This window comes from Mesorhizobium sp. ISC11 (genome assembly GCF_037162595.1).
GTDB lineage: Bacteria > Pseudomonadota > Alphaproteobacteria > Rhizobiales > Rhizobiaceae > Mesorhizobium > Mesorhizobium ciceri.
The window spans coordinates 3,696,521-3,715,044 of the sequence record NZ_JAVSPW010000001.1 but is presented as its reverse complement, the minus strand read 5'-3'; the positions used below and the strand labels follow the sequence as shown (position 1 = coordinate 3,715,044).

Genomic DNA, 18,524 nt, shown 5'->3' with positions numbered 1-18,524 from the left:
AGCGCTTTCCCTTGGGAATTGCTTCAAAAGATTCCGAACCAGCCATTCGGGAAAGGCCACGCCAAGGGTCTTCCCCATTTCCGGCGCAAACATGCGATATCTGAGGCCTTTGCCATGGAGGACAACATGCGTCTGCAGCACATCTTGATCCCCGCCGCGCTCGTTTCGCTGGTCGCGGCTTCAGCTTATTCGGAAGAAACCGACCGCTACCGGCTGGAAAAGTCGGCCACCGGCTATATCCGCATGGACACCCAGACCGGCGCCATGTCGATCTGCGACGAACGCTCCGGCCAGCTCGTCTGCAAGATGGCGGCCGACGAACGCGCCGCTTTCCAGGACGAGGTCGACCGCTTGCAGACCTCGATGAAGGCGATGGACGAGCGCGTCACCAAGCTCGAGAATTCGCTCTCCGCCCGCCTCGAATCGAAACTGCCGAGCGAAGAGGATTTCAACAAGACGATGGGCTACATGGAGCGCTTCCTGCGCGGCTTCATGGGCATCGTCAGGGATATGGACAAGGACAACGGCGCCCAGCCCAATTCGCAGAAGACCTGAGCGTTTCAACCACGGGAGGCGGCGCACTGGCTTTGCCGCTTGAAAACAGCGCGCAGCCGCTCATAATCGTCCAGTTGAACCCGAAAAGCCAAAAATCATCGGGGATTCGGGGAGGGACATTTGCCGGCAGGCTATTCTTTCGTCATCGCCGACGATCACCCGCTGTTTCGCGGTGCGCTGCGCGAAGCGCTCGCCGGCATCGGCAATGTCGCCGCCATCCATGAAGCCGGCGATTTCGAGAGCGCCAAGGCGCTGGTCGTTGCCAACGAGGACGTCGATCTGGTGCTGCTCGACCTGTCGATGCCGGGCGCCAGCGGCCTCTCCGGCCTGATCTCGCTGCGTGGCATTCATCCGGCGGTGCCGCTGGTCGTGGTGTCGGCGCATGACGATCCGGCGACCATCAGGCGGGCGCTCGACCTCGGCGCTTCCGGCTTCATCTCCAAATCGGCCAGCATGGAAGAGATCCGCAGCGCCGTGCAATCGGTGCTTGCCGGCGATATTGCAGCACCCGTCGGCGTCGATCTCGGCACCGAGCGCGACCCTGAAATATCCGACCTGATCAAGCGGCTGCAGGCGTTGACGCCGCAGCAGACCCGGGTGCTCGGCATGCTGGCCGAGGGCCTGCTCAACAAGCAGATCGCCTATGAACTCGGCGTCTCCGAGGCCACCATCAAGGCGCATGTCTCCGCCATCCTGCAGAAGCTCGGCGTCGACAGCCGCACCCAGGCGGTGATCCTGCTGTCCAAGATCGGCAGCGACCCGCTGCAGCCGGCGGGTTAGACCCCTATTCCGCCGCCGGCGCCAGCGGCCTGACCCTGGCCATCATCGAGCGCAGTACCGCTGGTTTGAGCGGTTTGTTGATCACCGCAATCTCGAGCCCGCCGGCGGCCGTGCGCACCTCGTTGGAGCGGTCGGCGGTGACCAGCACGGCCGGCAGGGTGTCGCCATGGATCGCACGCAGCCTGACGACGAGTTCGAGACCGGTTTCGCCGTCGAGATGGTAGTCGGCAAGGACGATGTCCGGGCGGTGTATCTTCGCGGTCTCCAGATCCTTTGAACCGGACGCGGTGTCGACGTTGCAACCCCAGCCTTCGAGCAGGAGCCGCATGCCTTCGAGGATGCGGGCGTCGTTGTCGATGCACAGCACGTGCAGACCGGCCAGCGAGGCCGTCGCGCGGGCGGGAGCCCTGGCTTCGATCTCGCGTCGTGCCTGCACGGCCGCGACGGGCAGGATAACGGAAAATCGCGTGCCCTTGCCCGGACTGGAAAAGATGCGGATCTCCAGGCGCAACACCCGGGCGATGCGGTCGACGATGGAGAGGCCGAGACCGAGGCCCTCGGCCTCGCGCGCGCCCTCGTCGAGCCGGGTGAACTCGCGAAAGACGGTGTTCAGCTTGTCGCCGGCGATGCCGATGCCGGTGTCGATCACCTGGATCTCGGCCAAATCGCCGCGCCGCCTGACGCCAACCAGCACGCGGCCGCGGCGCGTGTATTTGATGGCGTTGGAGACGAGATTCTGGATCAGGCGGCGCAGCAAATTGCGGTCCGTCGTCACCGTCAACGATGACGGCATGATGGTCAGCTCGAGCTTCTTTTCGGCGGCGAGCGGGCGGAAGTCGTTGCCGATCTGGCGCAGCAATCCGTCGAGGTTGAAGGCGGTGTCGTCCGGCTTCATCGCGCCGGCATCGAGGCGGGAGATGTCGAGCACGGCGCCGAGAATCGTCTCGACCGATTCCAGCGAGGATTCGATGTTCACGGCCGCCTTGCCGGCAGGTCCCTTGCCGGCCTTCTCGATCAGCGAGGAGCAATAGAGCCGGGCGGCGTTCAGCGGCTGCAGGATGTCGTGGCCGGCGGCGGCGAGGAAGCGCGTCTTGCCGAGATTGGCCTCCTCGGCCAGCATCTGTGCCTGCGCCAGTTCCTCATTGACCCGGGTCAGCTCGATGGTGCGCGTCTTGACGCGCTGCTCCAGCGATTCATTGGCGCGCTTCAGTGCCAAATCCTGCTCGACGCGCCCGGAAATGTCGGCATAGGTGGCGACGATGCCGCCGTCCGGCATCGGGTTGGAACGCAGTTCCAGGATGCGGCCCGAGGTTTTCAGCTCCATCTGCCACGGGCTGACGAAGCTGGTCAGCCGGTTGAGCATGGCCACACGCTGATCGGCGGGAATGTCGCCGCGCTCGGCGAGATGGCGCAGGATGCGGTCGAGCGAGACGCCGACCTGGCCCATCTCGTCGGGCAGGTCGAACAGCGCCCGGTACTGTCGGTTCCAGCAGATCAGGCGGAAATCGCGATCGAAGACGGTGATGCCCTGTTCCATCTGGTCGAGCGCGATCTGCAAGAGGTCGCGGTTGTGCTGCAGCGCCTCGGTGGCGTCGTCGAGCAAGCGGAAGGCATCTCGGGATTCGCGGTCGTGGCGCCGAAACAGCAGCGACAGGATCAGCCGTGCCGAGGAGGAGCCGACGGCGCTGGCCAGCAGCTGCTCGGAAAAGCGGATGACGTCCATGCTCGCCTGTTCGTTGCCGTGCAGCGAGGTTCCGTTGGTCTTTTCGAACGACTGGAAAGAGCGCTCGGTGCGCTCGACGCCGAGATAGCGCCCGATCGTGTCCTTCAGGTCGTTGACGGTGATGGCGGTGCGGAAACGGCGCAGGCTGGGCATCGGGCCGGCATCGCGCGGCACGAAGATCGACGCCTGGATGCGTTCCAGCGGCACCGACGCGCGCGACAGCGAGCCAAGCACGAAAAACACCGCATTGATCGACAGGCTCCATAACACGCCGTGGTTCAGCGGTTCGGCGACGGTGCCGAACAGGGCCTGCGGCCGCAGCGCCTCGAAGCCGAACAGCCCGTGCACGATGATGCCGGTATCGGCCGCGGCAAGCGACGGCAGGAGCAGTGTGTAGCCCCAGACGAGGATGCCGGCGACCATGCCGAGTGCCGCACCCCGGCCGTTGGCGCCGCGCCAGATCAGCCCGCCGATCAGGGCGGGGGCGAACTGGGCGATGGCCGCGAACGACATCAGGCCGATCGACGACAGGCGCGCGCTGTTGGTGCTCTCGCGGTAGTAGAGGAAGGCGATGAACAACAGGATGAAGATCGCCCCGCGCCGCACATTGAGGATCAGCGTCGACCAATCCTCGGTCTCGGAGGTCGAGGTCTTGAGCAGGCGGCGCACGAACAGCGGAATGACGAGATCGTTGGAGATCATGATCGACAGCGCCACGCTTTCGACGATCACCATCGCCGTCGCCGCCGACAGGCCGCCGATGAAAGCCGCCATCGCCAGCACATCATGGCCGCTGAACAGGGGCAGCGACAGCACATAGAGATCGCTGCTGGTTCCGGTGCCGACCAGCGACAGGCCGGCGAAGGCGATCGGCAGCACGAACAGGTTGATCGCCACGAGGTAGAGCGGGAACACCCATGTCGCGGTGCGCAGTTCGGCCTCGCCGCGGTTTTCGACGATGGTGACGTAGAACTGCCGCGGCAGCATGATGATGGCAAAGCCGCTGAGGCACGTCAGCACCAGCCAGGTGGCGAGCGAGGTGTTGTAGCTCATCGCCTGCCGGACCTGCGCGTTCTCGGCGAGCTTGTCGAACATGTCGCCCGGGCCGCCGAAGATCAGGAAGGTGACCATCAGGCCGATCGCCAGGAAGGCGGCGAGCTTGACGACGGTTTCGACCGCCACCGCCAGCACCAGCCCGTCCTGGTGTTCGGTGGCGTCGGCGTGACGGGTTCCAAACAGCACCGCGAACAGCGCCAACAGCATGGCGACGACCAGCGAGATGTCGCTGACGAAGGGATCGAACGAAGGCGGCGATCCCGTATAGTGCTCGACCATCAGGCTGACCGAACCGGATATCGCCTTCAACTGCAGCGCGATATAGGGCACCGCGCCGATGGTGGCGATCAGCGTGGCGATCGCCGCGACGGTGAAACTCTTGCCGTAGCGTGCGCCGAGGAAATCCGCGATCGAGGTGATCTTCTCGGTCTTGGCCAGCCGCACGATACGGTTGAGCAGCGGGAAGCCGAAGACGAAGACGAGCACCGGGCCCGTATAGATGCCGAGGAATTCGAGGCCGCGTTCGGAAGAGAGACCGACCGAGCCGAAGAAAGTCCAGGATGTGCAGTAGATCGCGAGGCTGAGCGCATAGATGAAAGGCCGCCCCCGGCTCGGCTCGGAGATGGCCGAGCGGCGGTCGCCGAGGCTGGCGATGGCAAACAGCAGCGTCACATAGGCGACCGCGATGATGACGATGAACAAGCCCTGCACGCTTGGACTTTCCTCCTCTGCCGTCTTTCTATCCGGCTTGCCCGGACGCAACCACAGCTTGGCGTCCGAGTCCATTGCAGAGCTGTGCAGGACGGCTATCAGGGCGGCGCGTCGGTGTCGTTATGGTGAAGATCGCCGCTGAGCGCCGTGGAAAATACGGCCAATGACGACCTCCTCCAAACCCATGCGATAGAGGATGATGTGCTTGCCGTGGACGAACTGATGGGTCCTGCCTTCATAGAGCCGGCCCATACTCGGATAGTCGCCGAGCAACTCAAACACCGCGTCGAGTTCGCGCAGTTACTTTTCGGCCTGAGTGTGGCCGAAGTTTTCGAAGGTGTGTCGGTAAATGTCTTTCAGATCGCGTTCGGCGCGATGCGTTATCCTATGGCGCATGCGGGAGTTCGGCACGCGCTTCCCGAATAATGTCGTCGATCGACTTTTCGCTGACCGGGCTCTCAAAACCTTCGTTGATCGCCGCCTGAATCGCTTTCCGCTTCTCGTCGGGCGAAAGCGCGTCAAACCAAGCGCGCTGCTCCTTTGTTGGAGCCGCCCACGGATAAACATCAATGCTGATGGTTTCGAGCATGTTCATGAGAACATTATAGGCGAAAACGCCTATAATTTCCAGAAATTCAATGCTGGCTTTGCCGTGCCGTCAATGCGGGAAACCTTGCAAAGAGCGATTGATCGCTCGCGTCAACAACCAGGGGCCCATGCCGTGCTCGGCGGCAATCTGGTCCAGCGTGGTCGTTTTGCAGTGATTCGGCGGCATCTGTGTCGATTTGCATCGCGGGGATATGAAATTTCACGCCCTTGTACGCAACGCGTCAAATTCGGCAGAGCTGCCGCCCAAAGTGCCGTAAGGTAAGGAGAAGCGGTTGTTTTCTCCCTTTTACCCATGTTGCGTCAGGAGGTTTTTGTTATGTTGCCTCAGGTCGATGCCGCAAGGACGGAAACGGCAGCTCGGCCAGTCACGACAAGGAGGGTCGAATGCTGAAAGAATTCCAGGAATTTATTTCCAAGGGCAATGTGATGGACCTTGCGGTCGGCGTCATCATCGGCGCGGCCTTCGGCAAGATCGTCGATTCCCTTGTTAACGATATCATCATGCCGATCGTCGGCGCGATTTTCGGCGGCTTGGACTTCAACAATTATTTCCTTGGCCTCTCCTCGGCCGTCAACGCCACCTCGCTGGCCGACGCCAAGAAGCAAGGCGCGGTCTTTGCCTACGGCAGCTTCATCACTGTCGCGTTGAACTTCCTCATCCTCGCTTTCATCATTTTCCTGATGGTCAAGGCGGTGAACAACATGCGCAAGCGGCTTGAGCGCGAGAAGCCCGCTGCACCGGCCGCTCCGCCGCCCGCCGACGTCGCGCTGCTCACCGAAATTCGCGATCTGCTCGCCAGGCGCTGACCACGGGCAGCATTTGCTGGACCAAAACCCCGGTCGTTGGCGGCCGGGGTTTTCTGTTTTCGCATCTGGTAAGGACCGCTGACGAAAACCGCAGACCAAAAACGGATCCGCCCATGACCCTGATCGACAGCTTGCGCACCGAGGCCCGTGCGGCACCCGAAAGTGGCATTGTCGCCGTCGTCAACTACGGCCGCCTGCGCGAAGGCATGATTCCGCTCTGGGCCGGCGAGGGCGACCTGCCGACGCCAGCCTTCATCACCGATGCCGCGTCGAAGGCGCTGGCCGGCGGCGAGACATTCTACACCTGGCAACGGGGCATCCCCGATCTCAGGCAGGCACTCTCCCGCTACTATGCCAGGCATTTCGGCAAGAATTTTCCGGAGGAAGAATTCATCGTCACCGGCTCCGGCATGCATGCCATCCAGCTGGCGCTCGACGCGCTCGCCGGCGCCGGCGACGAGGTGGTCTACCTGTCGCCGGCCTGGCCGAATTTCGATGCCGCAGCAGGGATAGCGGGAGCCGTTCCAGTCGCGGTCACGCTCGATCATTCCGGCAATGGCTGGTCCTGCGACGTCGAGAAGATCGCCGCTTCGATCACGCCGCGCACAAAGGCGCTGTTCATCAACACGCCGTCGAATCCGACCGGCTGGACCGCCGATCACGAGACCTTGCAGGCGATCCTCGCTCTGGCGCGCGCGAAGAACCTCTGGATCATCGCCGACGAGATCTATTCACTGTTTCACTACGGCCACGGCCGCGCGCCGTCCTTCCTGGACATAGCGTCGGCGGAAGACCGTATCCTGTACGTCAACTCCTTTTCCAAGAATTGGGCGATGACCGGCTGGCGCGTCGGCTGGATCAAGACGCATCCGAGCTTGCAGCAGGTGTTCGAGAACCTGATCCAGTATTCGAGCTCCGGCGTCGCCCAGTTCATGCAGCGCGGTGCGGTCGCCGCCCTTGACGAGGGCGACGCCTTCGTCGCCGAACAGGTGGAGCGGGCGCGCAAGGCGCGCGACCTTGTCTGCGGCATCCTCGGCGCCACCGGCCGCGCTGGGTTTACGGTGCCGCAGGGCGCGTTCTATCTGTTTTTCACAGTCGATGGCATCACCGATTCACGCACTGCTGCCTTCGACATCGTTGACAAGGCCAATGTCGGCCTGGCGCCAGGCACCGCTTTCGGCCCCGGCGGCGAGGCGTTTTTGCGGCTGTGCTTCCACCGCCGTCTCGACCAGATCGAGGAAGCGGCGCACCGGCTGGCGAAGTGGATGAAGAACGCCTGAGCCGCTGACGAAGCCCGAATTGAAATCGCTCCGGCGAGCCAGATGGCGGCCGGAGTAGAGTTCCAAACGGCATCAGCCGCCTGACTTGGGCACCAGCAGGGGAATGATGCGGTCGCTCTTGGCCACCGAAGGCCGACCTGCCGAACCATAGGGGATGCCGAGCGCATCCCAGGTCTCGACCAGCGCATCCTGCAATTCGGCGATCAGCGCATCGGAATGGAACGGCGTTGGCGTGATGCGCAGCCGCTCGGTGCCGCGCGGCACGGTCGGGTAGTTGATCGGCTGGATGTAGATGCCGTGCACGCCGAGCAGGCGGTCGCTGGCCATCTTGCAGGCCTCGGGATCGCCGACCAGCAGCGGCACGATGTGCGTCGGCGAATCCATCACCGGCAGGCCGGCGGCCGACAGGATGTGTTTGGTTCTCGCGGCCTGCTGCTGCTGGGCGTCACGCTCGGCCTGCGAGCGCTTGAGATGGCGGATCGACGCGGTCGCGGCGGCAGCGATCGCCGGCGGCAGTGCCGTGGTGAAGATGAAGCCCGGCGCATAGGAGCGCACGGCGTCGATCACAGCGCTGGTGCCGGTGATGTAGCCGCCCAGCGTGCCGAATGCCTTGGCCAGCGTGCCTTCGATGATGTCGATGCGGTCGGCCAGGCCTTCGCGCTCGGTGATGCCGCCGCCGCGCGGCCCGTACATACCGACGGCATGGACCTCGTCGATATAGGTCATGGCGTTGTAGCGCTCGGCGAGTTCGACGATCTCTTTGATCGGCGCGATGTCCCCATCCATCGAATAGACGCTTTCGAAGACGATCAGCTTGGCGCGTTCGCGCCCCGCCGCCTGCAAAAGGCTTTCCAGATGCGCCACGTCATTGTGGCGGAAGATCTTCTTTTCGGCGCCGGAACGCCGCACGCCTTCGATCATCGAGGCGTGGTTCAATTCGTCCGAGATGATCAGGCAGTTGGGCAAAAGCTTCGCGATGGTCGAGATCGAGGCTTCGTTGGAGACGAAACCGGAGGTGAAGACCAGTGCCGCTTCCTTGTCGTGCAGGTCGGCAAGCTCCACCTCGAGCTCTACCAGCGGGTTCGAGGTGCCGGAAATGTTGCGGGTGCCGCCGGCGCCCGAACCCATCTTGCCAGCGGTATTCTGGAACGCGGCGATGACGTCGGGATGCTGGCCCATGCCGAGATAGTCGTTGGAGCACCAGACGGTGATTTCCTCGGCGCGGCCATTGGAACGCCAGATGGCGCGCGGGAACTTGCCCGCGATCCGCTCGAGGTCGGCGAAAACGCGGTAGCGACGCTCGGCATGGAGCTGGTCGATCGCTTCCTCGAAGAACCGCTGATAGTTCATGTCGACTTCCCAATTTTTGCGCGGGATCATAATCATTGGCCTGTTGGTCGTCCACCTGGCCTTTTTGGTCAAAATGCCACGCCCCGGACCTGTTCCTAACGACCGCGGATCGTGGCCTATTCCCTTGATGTGGATGAACTTTGTTTCAGGACAATGCCACTGGCCGGCAATGCCGGTTACCAGGGGTTCCAATGGCCATGCGGCGGGCTTTCCAGTAGAGCGGGGTTGAGACAGTTTCCGATAAATCTTGGATAAGCGAGGACGCGGATGACAGTTTTGGTGACAGGCGGCGCCGGTTACATCGGCAGCCATATGGTCTGGGAGCTGCTGGATGCCGGCGAAAGCGTGGTCGTTCTCGACCGTCTTTCCACCGGTTTCGAATGGGCGGTGGCGCCGGAGGCCAAGCTGGTCGTCGGCGATGTCGCCGACAAGGAATTGGTCGGCGCGGTCATCAGGGAGAACAAGGTCGACGCGATCATTCATTTCGCCGGCTCGATCGTGGTTCCGGAATCGGTCGCCGACCCGCTCAGCTATTATGAGAACAACACCTCGAAGACGCGCACACTGATCGAAACCGCGGTGCGCGAAGGCGTGCCCAATTTCATCTTTTCCTCGACCGCCGCCGTCTATGGCGGCGCCGGGCTGGAGCCGGTGCGCGAGGACGCCCGCCTGGCGCCGGAATCGCCCTATGGCCTGTCCAAGCTGATGAGTGAGTGGATGCTGCGCGACGCATCGATCGCGCATGGCCTGCGCTATACGGCGCTGCGCTACTTCAACGTCGCCGGCGCCGACCCGAAGGGCCGCACCGGCCAGTCGACGCCGGGCGCAACCCATCTGATCAAGGTCGCCTGCGAGACGGCACTTGGCAAGCGGCCGTTCATGCAGGTGTTCGGCACCGATTATCCGACGCCGGACGGCACCTGCATGCGCGACTACATCCATGTCAGCGACCTGGCGGCGGCGCATCGCCTGGCTTTGCAGCGGCTGCGCGCCGGGGGACAGAGCCTCGTCGCCAATTGCGGCTACAGCCATGGCTATTCGGTGCTGGAGGTCATCGAAAGCGTGCGCCGCGCCTTTGGCCATGATTTCGAGGTGAAGATGGGTGATCGCCGCCCTGGCGACGCCGCGGCGGTGGTTGCCAATTCGGATCTCGCCCGCGCCGAGCTCGGCTGGACCCCGCAACGCGACGATCTCGACCAGATCGTCGCCGACGCGCTCGCCTGGGAGCGCATCCTGACCGGCAAGAACTCCGCGCGCGGCTGAGCCGGGTTCTCCCAAGGGCTCGCAAGGCGGGCAGCGAAGCGCTATTGAAGGCGTTCGCGGCAAGGCGCGGAGGCGCGGCGCCGCGAGGAGATCTTGGGGGAATGGCATGAAAATAACGGTGCTCGGGGCCGGTGTCGTCGGTACGGCGGCCGCCTATTATCTGGCCAGCGACGGCCATGAGGTGACGGTGATCGAGCGCCATCCGGCGGCGGCACAAGGCACCAGCCAGTCCAATGCCGGCCTGGTGTCACCGGGTGACGCCACCGCCTGGGCCTCGCCGGCGGCTTTGAAGACCTTCCTGCGCGGGCTCTACAACCATGATCTCGGCATCAAGGTCAGGCTGCGCCTTGATCCCTATTTCCTCGCCTGGAGCCTGCGTTTCCTGCGCCAGTGCACGGTGGCGCGCCTGCGCGCCAACACCGACATCAAGCTCAGGCTCGCGCTCTATTCGCGCGACTGCATCAATGCGCTTTCGGAAGCGACCGGCATCCATTACGACGAGCGCAAAAAGGGCATTCTCTATTTCTTCCGCTCGCAAAAGAGCCTCGACACCGGCACCGACAATTACCGTTATCTTGCCAAGCACGGCCTGCCGATCGAAATCGTCGGCCGCGACCGGCTGGTCGAGCTGGAACCGGGCCTTGCCGGCGTCAAGGACAAGATTGCCGGCGGCGTCTATTCGCCAACCGACCAGACCGGAGATTCCAAGCAGTTTGTCGACAGGCTGGCCGCCTATGCGGCCGAGAAGCTCGGCGTCAAATTCCTGTTCGGCACGACAGTCGAAGGCCTCGACATCGAGGGCGACCGGGTGCGCGCGGTGATGACTTCGGCCGGCCCGGTCGCCGGCGATGCGGTTGTCATCTCGATGGGGCCGGAAAGCGGCCTGCTCGGGCGCCGTTACGGCATAGACCTGCCTGTCTATCCGGTAAAAGGCTATACCGCGACGATTCCCCTGGAGGACGAAAGCAAGGGACCGACCATGGGCGGCGCCGACGAGGACCGGCTGATCGGCTATTCAAGGCTGGGCAACCGCTTGCGGATGTCCTCGACGGCCGAATTCACCGGCTTCGACCGCACTTTCAAGCCCGCCGATTTCAAGACGATCATCAGCACCGGCAAGGATCTTTTCCCGGGTGCCTTCGACGAGAAGAAGGCTGTGTTCTGGGCGGGCCTGCGCCCGATGATGCCGAACTCGGTGCCGGTCATCGGCCAGGCGCGCTACAAGAATCTCTATCTCGACACCGGCCACGGCCACGTCGGCTGGACCATGGCCTGCGGCTCGGGGAAATTCCTTGCCGACCTCGTTTCCGGCCGCAGGCCGGAGATCGACCCGCAGGGGCTGGTCTACGGGGGCTAGTGATGTCGGGACCGCAAGTCGCCATCGACCTTGGCCGCATCGAGCGCAACGCGCGCACCATCGTCGAGCGCTGCGCGCTCTCGGGCATAAAAGTGTTCGGCGTCACCAAGGGCACTTGCGGCATGCCGCAAGTGGCACGCGCCATGCTGCGCGGCGGCGTCGCCGGCATCGCCGAATCGCGTTTCGAGAACATCCGCCGGCTGCGCGACAGCGGCATCAACGCACCGATCATGCTGCTGCGCAGCCCGCCGATGGCGCGGGTCGAGGAGGTGGTGCGCACCGTCGACATCAGCCTGCAATCGGAACTCGCCACCATCCGCGAAATTTCGCGCATCGCCGAGCGCATGGGCCGCGTCCACGACATCATGCTGATGATCGATCTCGGCGATCTCCGCGAAGGCATCTGGCCGAACGATCTGATCCCCACGGTTGAGCAGATCCTGCAGTTCAAGGGCGTGCGCATCGCCGGCATCGGCACCAATCTCGGCTGCTTCGGCGCCATCATGCCGACGCCGGAAAACCTTGGGCAGCTCGTCGCCCATGCCTACAAGACCGAGCGCCTGTCCGGCAAAAGCCTCGACGTGATTTCCGGCGGCGCCTCGTCGTCGCTGCCGCTGCTGCTCGAAGGCAGACTTCCGGCCGGCATCAACAATCTGCGCGTCGGCGAGGCGATCCTGCAAGGTGGCGTCGAAACCTTCCGCGATGTGCCATGGGCCGAGCTCGAGCCCGATGCCTGCCGGCTGACCAGCGACATCATCGAGGTCAAGCTCAAGCCGTCACGGCCGATCGGCCAATCGGGCTACGACGCCTTCGGCAACCAGCCGGTCTTCCCCGACGAGGGCGACAGGCTGCGCGCCATCGCCAATATCGGCCGCGAGGACGTGCTGGTCGAGGGGCTGACGCCGATCGCCAGGGGGATCCGGGTGCTGGGCGCCTCCAGCGACCATCTGCTTTTGGATGTCGCCGATGCCGACCCGCCGCTGGCCGTCGGCGACCGCGTCGCCTTCCGCATGAGCTATGGCGCCATGCTTTTGGCAATGACCTCGGAATATGTCGAGAAGGCCCCGATGCACGACGTCGAGGATTTTTCCGGCCGCAAGATGGTGCAGATCACGGCCGAACCTGGAGCCGCCGGCATCCTGGCCCGGGAAGGCACCGGTGCGCGGCTGGAAGCGATGAATTTCGACGTGGTGGAACTCGCCGATGTCGAGCGGCCGCCATCGGGGCTGATCCGGCTGGCCGCCGGCACCGACCGTCGCGTCGCGCATAAGGCTCTGACCGCAACGGCGCGCGCCACGCATTCCTTCGGCCTGATCTGGATCGATTCCATCGCCGCCTTGATGCCTGAGGACGAGGACGGCATCGACCTGCCGGAAGGCTCGGTCCTGGCGCGCTCGCTTGGCCTCGACCACAAGGCGGGCGCCCTGCAGCCGCAACTGTCTCCCGAAAATGTCGTCATCATCGGCCTGCGCCACGCCGATCCGGCCGAAGCGCGCGTGCTGAAGGACTCACGCGTGTCGGCCTTCACCATGACCGATATCGACGCCATGGGCATGCGCGACCTGATGCATGAAGCGATCCGTATCGCCACATCAGGCACGCAAGGCTTTCATGTCAGCTACTCGCCTACAGTGACCGAATTCGCCGGCTGGGCGGCGGGCTCCGGTGGGCTGACCGTGCGCGAGACGCATCAGGCGATGGAGGCGATCGCGCTCTCCGGCGGGCTGCTGTCGATGGATGTGTCGGGCCTGACCGCGGATCTGGAGCCGCGGATCGGCACCGATGCGGTCAATTTCGTCATGTCTGCCTTCGGCAAACGGATTCTCTGATCAGCCCTGCACTTCCACTGCCGCCCGCCATGCGCTGACATAGTCGACCCATGCTGGGTCTATAGGCCGTTCTATTCTTTCGCCCTTGCCGTGCGTCGCCGGCCGATCGCATGCCAGCAGCGCCGCGCCGATGCTGGTGCCGGTGGCGGCCTCCGACGCAACCACGGCGCGCGCCGTGGCTGCCGCCAGCATGCCGACAAAGAGCCGGTTGCGGGCAAAGGGGCCTTCGACCGTGGTCGGGCCGTCGGCACCGATCAAGTCGAGGCAGGTCGCCGTCATCAGGGCCAGATAGAATGAGATGGCGGCAAAGCGCTGGCCTTTGTTGATGCCGTCGGCATCGAGCCATGCCGCGGCATGGTGCGGGAACGGCCCCGAGCCTTGCTGGGTCGACGGCAGCAGCAGCATCTTTCGCGCCAGAACGGCGCCGACATCATCCTCGGTCCACTGCTCCGGCTGGTCCTTTGTCAGTACCGAAAACTCGCGGCCGCCCATGAAGCGCGCCGAGGGAACGGGATCACCGAGCGCGTTGACATTGACCAGCGTGTCGCGCGCGGCATCCAGCGCAATCTGTTTGCCGCCGACCGCCATCGATACCACCCAGGTGCCGGTCGAGACGACGGAGAAAGGCGGCTTGTCGGAGAGAAGATGCGGCAGCAGCGAGGCGTTGGAATCATGCAGGCCGCAGAACACCGGCGTGTGCGGATCCAGTCCGGTTCGCACAGCAACGGTGGGCAGGATCGGGCCGAGGCGATCGCTGGCCGGCCGCACCGGCGCCATCAGGCTCCGCCACTCCAGCCTGTCGACCAGGGATGAAAAATCCGCCGTCCACGGGTTCCACAGGTCGGTGTGGCAGCCGAGCGAGGTGACCTCGTTGGCGGCGATGCCGGTCAGGCGCAAGGCCCAGTATTGCGGGTACATCAGCAGCGCCGCGGCCCTGGCGAATTCCGCCGGGAAGCTCTTCTGCTGCCAGAAGAATTGTGCTCCGAGATTGAGGCCGAGCGGCAGGCGCGGCGTGCCGGTCTCGGCAAAAGGCGGGCGGATCGCGTCGTAATCCTCGGCCATCCCGTCGGGGCCGTCGAACTCATAGTCGAGCACCGGCAGCACCAGTTCACCCGCCGCGTCGACCAGCACGCCCGTCGCGCCGTGGGTGGTGATCGAAATGGCGTCGATACGCTGTTCGCGGTCGAGGCCGGCAAGGCTTTCGAGGATGAATGCCCACAAGGCCTCGACATCGTGGTGCGGGTAGGGAGCCTGTCGCACCGGCGCATTGGACGTGCGGCGCAGCGCCACCTCGCTCAACGTCGCGAGGTCGACCAGCGCCACCTTGGCGTTGGTCTTGCCGATGTCGATGACGGCGATGTGGCGCATCGCACTCATGCCATGTGGAACATTGTTTCCAGCTTCACGGCCACCGGCTCGTTGTCCGGCCTGGTCTCCATGATGTCGGCCATGTGGGCCCACCAGCGCTGCATCACCGAATGCCCGGGCAATTCGTCCATGCGGTGGTCGTCTTGCCGCCACAGCACACCGAACAGGATATTGGTCTCCTCGTCGAGATGGATGGAATAATCGGAGACGCCGGCCTGCTTCAGCAGCGCGACCAGCGACGGCCAGATCTCGTCATGGCGCTTATTGTACTCTGCCTTCATGCCGGGCTTCAGCTTCATCTTGAACGCGTATTTCTCGGCCATCAACGCCCTCCGCGCAGCCGCCGCCAGACGATCGGCAAGGCGATGACGATGATCAGCAGCAGGCCGATGAAGATCGACATGACGATGCCCGGCACATTGAGCAGGCCGAGCCCGAAGGTCACCAGCCCCATGATGAAGGCGGCGAGCACGACGCCCAGAATGCTGCCGGCGCCACCGAGGATACTGACGCCGCCGAGCACCACCATGGTGATGACTTCGAGTTCATAACCCTGCGCGATCGAGGGCCGCGTCGAACCGAGGCGCGAGGTGATCAGCACCGAGGCGATGCCCGACATCAGCCCGGTCAGGCAAAACAGGATGAACTTGGTGCGGCCGACGCGCACGCCGGAAAATTGCGCAGCGACCGGATTGTTGCCGATGGCGAAGACGCGTCGGCCGAAACTCGTGCGGTGCAAGAGGAACCAGTAGACGACAGCCGCGATCAGGAACAGCACCAGCTCGAACGACACCACCCACCAGACATAGCCCTGGCCGAAGAAGGCGAAGCTTGAGGGATAGCCTTTGTAGGCCTGGTCGCCGAGGATGATGAAGGCGATGCCGCGAAACAGGCTCATCGTGCCGATGGTGACGACGATCGAGGGCAGGCCGAGCCTTGTCACCAGCAGACCGTTGAAGGCGCCGCAGCCGAGCCCGACAACGATGCCGATTGCCACCAGCACTGGCGTGCCGGCGCCGGCCTGCACCGCCATGCCCATCATGGTCGACGCCAGCGCAATGATGGCGGCCACCGACAGATCGATCTCGCCCGAGATGATCAGCAGCGCCATGGCGAAGGCGATCAGGCCCTTCTCGGTGAAATTGAAGGTCAGATCGGACAGCGAGTACGGGTCGAGGAAATAGGGCGAGGCGAAGCTGTTGATGGCGAAGATGGCGACGGCCACCACGACCAGCAGCGCTTCCCAGGAAAAGATCGCCGAACGCAGCGGCTTGTCGAGCCGGTCGGGAAGGTGGCGCGGGGCAGGGATGTCGGTCACGCCTCCACCTTTCTGAGGATGATGCGGCCTTGCTGGCGCTCGCCGCGCGCATTGAGCACGACGGCCAGAATGATTGCGCTGCCCGAAATCGCCATCTGCCAGAAAGGCGAGATGTTGATGACCGGCAGCGCATTGGAGATGATGCCGAGGAACAGTGCGCCTAATACCGCGCCGCCGACCGAGCCGATGCCGCCGGCGATCGAGATGCCGCCGATGACGCAGGCGGCGATGATGTTGAGCTCATAGCCATTGGCGACCTCGACCGAGGCGATCACGTAGCGCGAGATCCAGAGATAGCCTGACAGGCCGCCAATCATGCCGGAGATGCAGAAGACGATGAATTTCGTCCGGCCGACATCGATGCCGGCATAGACGGACGCCGTCGGGTTGACGCCGATCGCGTAGATCGAGCGGCCGAGCGCGGTGCGTGTCATCACAACGAAGAACAGCGCAATGACCAGGATGGCGATCCACGACAGCACCGGAATGCCGAGGAAGGCCGCGCGCTGGAAGCCGATGAACTCCGGGCTCATCTTGTCGGCATTGACCCAGGCACCGCCGGACAGGACGAAGGTGGCGCCGCGATAGATGGTCAGTGTGCCCAAAGTCACCACGATCGAGGGAATGTTCAGCCGCCAGACCAAAAGGCCGTTGATGGCGCCGAGCACCAGGCCGACGACCAGCGCAATGACGATCAGCAGCGGGATCGGGATCGCCGGATGCGCGGCGTTCAGCATCGCCACCACCATGCCGGTGAAGCAGAGGTTGGACGCCATCGACAGGTCGATCGACCGGGTCAGGATGACCACCATCTGGCCAAGCGCCAGGATCATCAGGATCGAGGTGTCGTTGAACACCTGGCGCAGATTGGCCGAATCGGCGAAGGCCGGAAAACGTGTCGAGATCAGCCCGATCAAGACGATGATGGCAGCAGCCAGCCAGATTTCGCGGTATTTGAGGAAAGCCTTCATGCCGCGATCCCCGCTGCCGTCCGAACCAGCGTCTCGGCGTCCAGCCCCTTGTTGTCGTAGACCGCCGCGACAAGCCCCTCGCGCATGACCACGACACGGTCGGACATGCCGAGGATTTCGGGCAGCTCGGACGACACCATGATCACCGACAGGCCTTGCGCCACCAACTCGGCCATGAAGCCGTGCACGGCGGCCTTCGAGCCGATGTCGATGCCCTTGGTCGGCTCGTCCAGGATGATCACCTTGGGCGACGTCGCCAGCCATTTGGCGATGACGATCTTCTGCTGGTTGCCGCCCGACAGTGTGCCGACATCCTGGCTGAGCGAAGAGGCTCTGAGGTCGAGTCGCTCGGTGTAGGAGCGGGCCAGATCGAACTCCTCCGACAGCCGCAGCAGGCCGGATTTCGACGTGCGCTTGAGCGAAGGCAGCGAGACGTTCTGGAAGATCGGCAGGCCGATCACCACGCCTTGCTTGCCGCGTTCTTCCGGTACGTAGACGATGCCGGCATCGATCGAATCCGCAGCCGATTTCGGCGCGATCGTCTTGCCTTCCAGCGTGATCGTGCCGGCTGAGGTGCGGGTGATGCCCGATATCGCCTGCATCACCTCGCTGCGGCCGGCGCCGACAAGGCCGTAAAAGCCGAGGATCTCGCCCTTGTGCAGTTCGAAGCCGATATCGTTGAATTCGGTCGGATGCGACAGGCCGGAAACGGAGAGCACCGGTGCGCCGATCTCGGCCTTGCGCTGCGGGAAGATGTGATCGACCGCGCGGCCGACCATCAGGCGCACGATTTGGCTCTGGCCGGCATCCTTGATCAGGCCTTCGCCGACCATCTCGCCATCGCGGAACACCGTGTAGCGGTCGGCGATACGGTAGATCTCGTCGAACTTGTGGCTGATGAACAGGATCGCCTTGCCATCGCTCTTGAGGAATTCGATCAGCAAAAAGAGCTCCTCGATCTCCTTCATGGAAAGCGCGGCGGTCGGCTCGTCCATGATGACGATCTGCGCGTCGATCGACATGGCACGCGCAACCGCGACCAGATGCTTGTTGGCGATGCCGAGGTCCTTCAGCCGCGCGTCGGCGTCGATATGGCCGGCATGCATGGTGTCCAGCACTTCGCGCGCGTTCTTGCGCATCGTGCGCCAGTCGATGGTGCCGAAACGCGTGCGTGGCGCGTGGCCGAGAAAGATGTTTTCGGCCACGCTCAGATCGTCGAACAGCACGGTTTCCTGGTGGATGGCGGTGACGCCATGGCCGAAGGCGGCATGCGCGCTGGGCAGGGTGACGGCCTGGCCGTCTATGCTGATCGTGCCCCCGTCGGGCTGGTAGATGCCGGTCATGATCTTGACCAGCGTCGACTTGCCGGCGCCGTTCTCGCCGATCAGCGCTGTCACCTGGCCCGGATAGAGCGACAGGCTGACATTGTGCAACGCGCGCACGCCGGGAAAGCTCTTGGAGATGCCGGACAGCGTCAGGCGTGGAGCCGGGGCCGGAGGCCGCTCCTTCACCGCGCCGTGTTGGGCTGTCGTGTCCATAGTCGTATC

At 63.9% G+C, this 18,524-nt stretch carries 16 protein-coding genes; 7 read left to right on the top strand and 9 right to left on the bottom strand.

Features of this window, described 5'->3' with window-relative positions; genetic code table 11:
• Positions 1-126 precede the first annotated feature (126 nt).
• Positions 127-555 (top strand): hypothetical protein, encoded by a 429-nt coding sequence (locus tag RPF88_RS18180; RefSeq protein ID WP_013533615.1) that lies wholly within the window; start codon positions 127-129, stop codon positions 553-555.
• A 120-nt stretch (positions 556-675) separates the two neighbouring features.
• Complete coding sequence (locus RPF88_RS18175) at positions 676-1,335, top strand: response regulator transcription factor (protein ID WP_064995689.1); 660 nt, start codon at positions 676-678, stop codon at positions 1,333-1,335.
• A 4-nt stretch (positions 1,336-1,339) separates the two neighbouring features.
• On the opposite strand, the gene RPF88_RS18170 is transcribed toward RPF88_RS18175, so the two are convergent.
• The 3 genes from RPF88_RS18170 to RPF88_RS18160 form a co-directional block, all read right to left on the bottom strand.
• Positions 1,340-4,825 carry a PAS domain-containing hybrid sensor histidine kinase/response regulator gene (locus RPF88_RS18170; RefSeq protein WP_337122825.1) on the bottom strand — a complete coding sequence of 1,162 codons (3,486 nt, stop codon included), beginning with the start codon at positions 4,823-4,825 and terminating at the stop codon, positions 1,340-1,342.
• 120 nt (positions 4,826-4,945) lie between these two features.
• Positions 4,946-5,077 carry a hypothetical protein gene (locus tag RPF88_RS33405; RefSeq protein ID WP_411970034.1) on the bottom strand — a complete coding sequence of 44 codons (132 nt, stop codon included), beginning with the start codon at positions 5,075-5,077 and terminating at the stop codon, positions 4,946-4,948.
• Positions 5,078-5,210: 133 nt separating this feature from the next.
• The gene (locus RPF88_RS18160; protein WP_024503137.1) at positions 5,211-5,420 is read right to left on the bottom strand and encodes a hypothetical protein; all 210 of its coding nucleotides are present in this window, start codon (positions 5,418-5,420) and stop codon (positions 5,211-5,213) included.
• A 398-nt stretch (positions 5,421-5,818) separates the two neighbouring features.
• On the opposite strand from RPF88_RS18160, the gene mscL reads away from it, so the two are divergent.
• Positions 5,819-6,241 carry a large conductance mechanosensitive channel protein MscL gene (gene mscL / locus RPF88_RS18155; protein ID WP_013533610.1) on the top strand — a complete coding sequence of 141 codons (423 nt, stop codon included), beginning with the start codon at positions 5,819-5,821 and terminating at the stop codon, positions 6,239-6,241.
• A 113-nt stretch (positions 6,242-6,354) separates the two neighbouring features.
• Positions 6,355-7,521 carry a pyridoxal phosphate-dependent aminotransferase gene (locus tag RPF88_RS18150; protein ID WP_024503136.1) on the top strand — a complete coding sequence of 389 codons (1,167 nt, stop codon included), beginning with the start codon at positions 6,355-6,357 and terminating at the stop codon, positions 7,519-7,521.
• A gap of 72 nt (positions 7,522-7,593) precedes the next feature.
• On the opposite strand, the gene hemA is transcribed toward RPF88_RS18150, so the two are convergent.
• Entirely contained in the window at positions 7,594-8,871 is a 1,278-nt protein-coding gene (hemA, locus tag RPF88_RS18145) for a 5-aminolevulinate synthase (RefSeq protein ID WP_024503135.1), read from the bottom strand.
• Positions 8,872-9,138: 267 nt separating this feature from the next.
• Here hemA and galE point away from each other — a divergent pair, with 267 nt between their 5' ends.
• The 3 genes from galE to RPF88_RS18130 all read left to right on the top strand — a co-directional run bounded on the left by galE (position 9,139) and on the right by RPF88_RS18130 (position 13,320).
• Complete coding sequence (galE, locus tag RPF88_RS18140; RefSeq protein WP_337122823.1) at positions 9,139-10,134, top strand: UDP-glucose 4-epimerase GalE; 996 nt, start codon at positions 9,139-9,141, stop codon at positions 10,132-10,134.
• A 106-nt stretch (positions 10,135-10,240) separates the two neighbouring features.
• Positions 10,241-11,491, top strand: a complete 1,251-nt coding sequence (locus RPF88_RS18135) for a D-amino acid dehydrogenase (protein ID WP_224618616.1) — start codon at positions 10,241-10,243, stop codon at positions 11,489-11,491.
• A gap of 2 nt (positions 11,492-11,493) precedes the next feature.
• The gene (locus RPF88_RS18130; protein WP_337122822.1) at positions 11,494-13,320 is read left to right on the top strand and encodes an alanine racemase; all 1,827 of its coding nucleotides are present in this window, start codon (positions 11,494-11,496) and stop codon (positions 13,318-13,320) included.
• Here RPF88_RS18130 and RPF88_RS18125 read toward each other — a convergent pair whose 3' ends face one another.
• The 5 genes from RPF88_RS18125 to RPF88_RS18105 are packed head-to-tail and all read right to left on the bottom strand — an operon-like array spanning position 13,321 to position 18,515.
• Complete coding sequence (locus RPF88_RS18125; RefSeq protein WP_337122821.1) at positions 13,321-14,697, bottom strand: FGGY-family carbohydrate kinase; 1,377 nt, start codon at positions 14,695-14,697, stop codon at positions 13,321-13,323.
• Positions 14,694-15,011 carry an L-rhamnose mutarotase gene (rhaM, locus tag RPF88_RS18120; protein ID WP_127365810.1) on the bottom strand — a complete coding sequence of 106 codons (318 nt, stop codon included), beginning with the start codon at positions 15,009-15,011 and terminating at the stop codon, positions 14,694-14,696. The genes RPF88_RS18125 and rhaM overlap by 4 nt, the downstream gene beginning before the upstream one ends.
• Entirely contained in the window at positions 15,011-16,006 is a 996-nt protein-coding gene (locus RPF88_RS18115) for an ABC transporter permease (protein ID WP_337122819.1), read from the bottom strand. Before RPF88_RS18115 ends, rhaM begins: the two co-directional genes overlap by 1 nt.
• The gene (locus tag RPF88_RS18110; protein ID WP_337122817.1) at positions 16,003-16,977 is read right to left on the bottom strand and encodes an ABC transporter permease; all 975 of its coding nucleotides are present in this window, start codon (positions 16,975-16,977) and stop codon (positions 16,003-16,005) included. The genes RPF88_RS18115 and RPF88_RS18110 overlap by 4 nt, the downstream gene beginning before the upstream one ends.
• Positions 16,974-18,515 carry a sugar ABC transporter ATP-binding protein gene (locus tag RPF88_RS18105; RefSeq protein ID WP_337122816.1) on the bottom strand — a complete coding sequence of 514 codons (1,542 nt, stop codon included), beginning with the start codon at positions 18,513-18,515 and terminating at the stop codon, positions 16,974-16,976. Before RPF88_RS18105 ends, RPF88_RS18110 begins: the two co-directional genes overlap by 4 nt.
• Positions 18,516-18,524 lie beyond the last annotated feature (9 nt).